The following is a 3,727-nucleotide window of genomic DNA, read 5'->3' as shown; positions in this document are numbered from 1 at the left end:
AAGTGTCTTTATTTATAGCTGTTAATCTGTGCACTTTTAAGCAGCTAAACTCTGCACTTCTATTATGCTATAAACACAGATGCAGAATGGATTAGGGAAATTTAAAAAAATACTTGAATAAACTATAAATTTATGTGTATAATATATTTATAGATATTATAGCAGAGATATTGATAGAAGTTTATAGAAAGATATAAGATAAAAAAGATATGAAGATATAGTAACAAAAAGATGTGGCAGATATAGATATAATTCAAAAAAAGATATAAAGATAAGACAACTATATAAGATAAAGAAAGATAAGATAGTGATATTATAAGATAAAAAATAAAGAAAGCAGGATTTAGATAAAACTAAATCCTGCTTTTTTATTTGTAGATATTTCAAAGTAATTAAAGAGTTCTTTATTTGTACTACCATTTTCAACAAAATGTGGATTTTGAAAATGATAAATATGCTATAATATTAGGACAAGATATGATGTTAAAACTTTTAGAGAAATAGAAATTATAAAGTAGCATATGTATGGAGGTTCAAAAAATGGAGCAAAGTTGTAAATTATGTGGTGAGAATAAGAAATTAGCCGAAAGCCACATTATTCCTAAAATGTTTTTTAATTATATAAAAAAAGAATCATTAACTAAAGGGATTAGAACTACAGATAACCCCAATAAACGACTTCAAGATGGACTAAAAACTCCATTTCTTTGTCATGAATGTGAAGAACTATTCAGTAAATATGAAAAATACTTTTCGGATAAGTTTTTCCAAAAGACAATTAATAGCTCAGAACTTCAAGTTTATGAAACTAATACCGATGAATTAAGATATTTTATCTTATCTATTGCATGGAGAGTGTTGAAATTAAATTATGAAACGGATATTGAAATGTTGAAAAGCCTTACACAAAATGAAAAAAATGAACTCAATAATGTAATGGATAATTGGAAAGATATTTTATATAATGAAAAAATAAAAGAACTAAAAAATATTCAAATGCACTTTATTCCAATAGAAAAGTTAAACAGATTTAATAATAATCTCAATATGGTATATAACAATACTGGAATGGATTTTAGAGTTCTTGGTGCAGAAAATTCTTTTAAACATGCTTATGTATACATAAAAATTCCGTATTTTATTTTTTTATGTTCAGTATGGGGACATACTCCAAATTTAAAACAATACCTTGTTGGTAAAACTATTACTCCCAAAGATAGTAATTTACCTAAATGGCTTAATGACCTATTAGATTATCATTTAGAAAATTTTAAGGTAGCTCAGAAGAACATCTCTCAAAATCAATTAGATTCAATAATTAAAAAAATTAATAAATAAGATTTTAATATCATATTATTAAGGAAATAAGTTGAATTTTTCGTGAAATTTTAAATATATCTTAATTAAAAGCATGTGGTCTACATGCTTTTTTCATATATATGCGTTTATTTAATAACTGCCATTGATTTTTTTCTTATTAAAGGATATTATAAATAATATGAAATACCAAAATATGTAATATAAAGTCAAAAATCACTGAATGTTGACTATTGTCAATAATGCTTATTGAATTAATAAAGTTAAGTTTTAAGTGATAGATATGAATAAATTACTCAAGTCCTAAAAGCCAGTTTGGAGTTATCTTAAGAACTTTAGATAGTGCTAATAACTCAAAATCTGTTATAACTCGTACTTGTCTCTCTATTTTTGAAATACTTGCTCTGTCTATATAAACTGCCATTACTTCTAATTTTGTTGACAACTGCTTTTGGGTTAAATCATTAGAAAGTCGTGCTTCTTTGAGACGAGGACCAATAATATTCTTTTTATCACCTTCTACGTTTAGTATCATAGAATCACCCTTACTTAAGCTAAAATATAGTAGTTATATTCTATAATTTTTTTTATATTAGTATGTTCCAATAAAGAACAATTTAAAAATATTACATAATATAATATAAAATAAATATGTTTAATGAGGAGGAGAAAAGATGGTAGGAATCAAGAAAATGATACACTTAGAATAAGAATTGTAGATAAATTATTTGCCTATACAGATATAAGTAATGTAGAATTATTTGAGATTATTGGATTCAATGAAGAAAGATAGAGGAAAGATATAGCTAATTTGAGGGAGCTATATATGCGTGTAATAAGTGAATACATGTTACGTTCATAAATTTATTAGAATTGTACAGGAGAAGGAGATGATTTTAATGGATAATATGCTTAAGCAAAAACAGCATTAAAAGCTATGGGAATGGACTGGTACTCGAATTGACCAGTTTCATTGCTACCCAGAGTCGTTTGAGGAAATTTTGAAAACACAAGAAGGTGCTTATTTGCATAAAGGATATGAAATTATAGATAGTTGTGTTATAGAGGGGAATAGAATGTGTATATTTGAGTTATTGATTAAAAAGATATTCTAATAAATTTATTATACTGAGGTTTATATTGAATAAACCTATAAATTTAACAACTAAATATAATAGATTTATTTTTTTATCTTTAATATGTTCTAATAAAGAACAAGTTGCAAAATATTAGGCGTGATGTATAAATAAATTTGAAAGAGGGGACCAAGATGATTCTCTTATTAATATTTGCAATAGCTCTATTATTAATAGCAGTAGCATTTGATTCAGTAGTATCGTATGAATTACTTAGTTACATATTTAAGAAAATGAGGCTTGGGATAAGTTTAGGAAAAATATTAAACAGAAAACAGCTAAAAGCTGTCTTACAATTACTTTTAGATGAGGAGGATGAATATGGAATTAAAGAAAGCAGAATAAATATATTTTGTTTTAAGTGGCAGTTTATACCTTTTTATTTAGTTAGACGAGTATTAGCACATTTTATTAAAGACAAGGAATTAGAAAAAGTAAATAAGTGCATATTTGATAAAGATGTGTATGAAATAGGAAGTTATTCTGAGAAAAATAACTTTATTGAGATTTATGAATTTAACCTTATAAGATGGTGTAATGAAAATAATATCAATAAAAAGGAATATATGATTAAAGTTATTTTCCATGAGTATAGGCATAAATATCAATTTAAGATAAATATGAAACTTGATGAAGAAGAATTAGAAGATGATGCCGAAAATTTTGCAGAGAACTTTTTTAATAAAAATATAGAACAAATTATAGATTTATTATATAGAGAGGATGAAAAAAATGAAAACTTTAAAAAATGCAAATGAGTTAAGAAAAATAACTGATAATTTTATAAAAACAGTGGATGTAGATAAAATGGTTCAAGAGTATATGCCAAGTTTGGCGATAGAAATTGAAAAATTTGCGAGTGAAGGTGAACATGTGGCAATGCTTTTTGCAAAGGAATCCTATAGAGTTAAGATATATTTAAAATTAATTGAGATTCTTAAACAAAAAGGGTATAATGCTGAAATTGTAGATTTAAAAGATGGAAGAACAAACTTGAAAGTAAGCTGGTAGTAGTTCAATTATAAAAAACAAGAATTTTATAAAGTCGGACTCAGAGTATTCAATATCAGAATTAACAGATTCCATGGTAATATTGCAAGAGCACACCAACCTTTTTAGGCGGTGTGGTGAATTGCTCCGAAGGATATTATACTCGAACAATATAGAACCGTTTAAGCATATATTTAGACTTGGTTTTTGTTGATTTACAATTAATATTGACCCCTCTTTTACATTGAAAATTGACCCCTCCACTTTAAAATATTATCCTTTAT

At 25.7% G+C, this 3,727-nt stretch carries 5 protein-coding genes; 4 read left to right on the top strand and 1 reads right to left on the bottom strand.

The window, feature by feature from the left end:
* Positions 1-540 precede the first annotated feature (540 nt).
* A complete protein-coding gene (locus ACJDUG_RS17660) occupies positions 541-1,338 on the top strand; it encodes a hypothetical protein (protein WP_406771185.1) in 798 nt (265 codons plus the stop codon).
* 271 nt (positions 1,339-1,609) lie between these two features.
* Here the strand turns inward: ACJDUG_RS17660 and ACJDUG_RS17655 are convergent, their stop codons facing one another.
* A complete protein-coding gene (locus ACJDUG_RS17655; RefSeq protein WP_406771184.1) occupies positions 1,610-1,852 on the bottom strand; it encodes a helix-turn-helix domain-containing protein in 243 nt (80 codons plus the stop codon).
* Between the two features lie 123 nt (positions 1,853-1,975).
* Between ACJDUG_RS17655 and ACJDUG_RS17650 the strand changes: the two genes are divergently transcribed.
* The 3 genes from ACJDUG_RS17650 to ACJDUG_RS17640 all read left to right on the top strand — a co-directional run bounded on the left by ACJDUG_RS17650 (position 1,976) and on the right by ACJDUG_RS17640 (position 3,464).
* Positions 1,976-2,110: a hypothetical protein gene (locus ACJDUG_RS17650; RefSeq protein ID WP_406771183.1), complete on the top strand. Its 135-nt coding sequence runs from the start codon at positions 1,976-1,978 to the stop codon at positions 2,108-2,110.
* Positions 2,111-2,587: 477 nt separating this feature from the next.
* On the top strand, positions 2,588-3,211 hold the full coding sequence (locus tag ACJDUG_RS17645) for a hypothetical protein (RefSeq protein ID WP_406771182.1): 624 nt from the start codon (positions 2,588-2,590) through the stop codon (positions 3,209-3,211).
* Positions 3,186-3,464: a hypothetical protein gene (locus ACJDUG_RS17640; protein ID WP_406771181.1), complete on the top strand. Its 279-nt coding sequence runs from the start codon at positions 3,186-3,188 to the stop codon at positions 3,462-3,464. Before ACJDUG_RS17645 ends, ACJDUG_RS17640 begins: the two co-directional genes overlap by 26 nt.
* Positions 3,465-3,727: the final 263 nt, after the last annotated feature.

The sequence above is a fragment of the Candidatus Clostridium stratigraminis genome (assembly GCF_045310675.1).
Lineage (GTDB): Bacteria > Bacillota > Clostridia > Clostridiales > Clostridiaceae > Clostridium_AT > Clostridium_AT stratigraminis.
The sequence above is the reverse complement of the archived record's forward strand: the minus strand, read 5'-3'. Positions and strand labels throughout refer to the sequence as shown.

Excerpts from the sequence above, each read along its gene's own strand:
- ACJDUG_RS17645 (WP_406771182.1), top strand. The coding sequence starts at position 2,588 with ATGATTCTCTTATTAATATTTGCAATAGCTCTATTATTAATAGCAGTA.
- ACJDUG_RS17655 (WP_406771184.1), bottom strand. The coding sequence starts at position 1,852 with ATGATACTAAACGTAGAAGGTGATAAAAAGAATATTATTGGTCCTCGT.
- ACJDUG_RS17640 (WP_406771181.1), top strand. The coding sequence starts at position 3,186 with ATGAAAACTTTAAAAAATGCAAATGAGTTAAGAAAAATAACTGATAAT.
- ACJDUG_RS17650 (WP_406771183.1), top strand. The coding sequence starts at position 1,976 with ATGAGGAGGAGAAAAGATGGTAGGAATCAAGAAAATGATACACTTAGA.
- ACJDUG_RS17660 (WP_406771185.1), top strand. The coding sequence starts at position 541 with ATGGAGCAAAGTTGTAAATTATGTGGTGAGAATAAGAAATTAGCCGAA.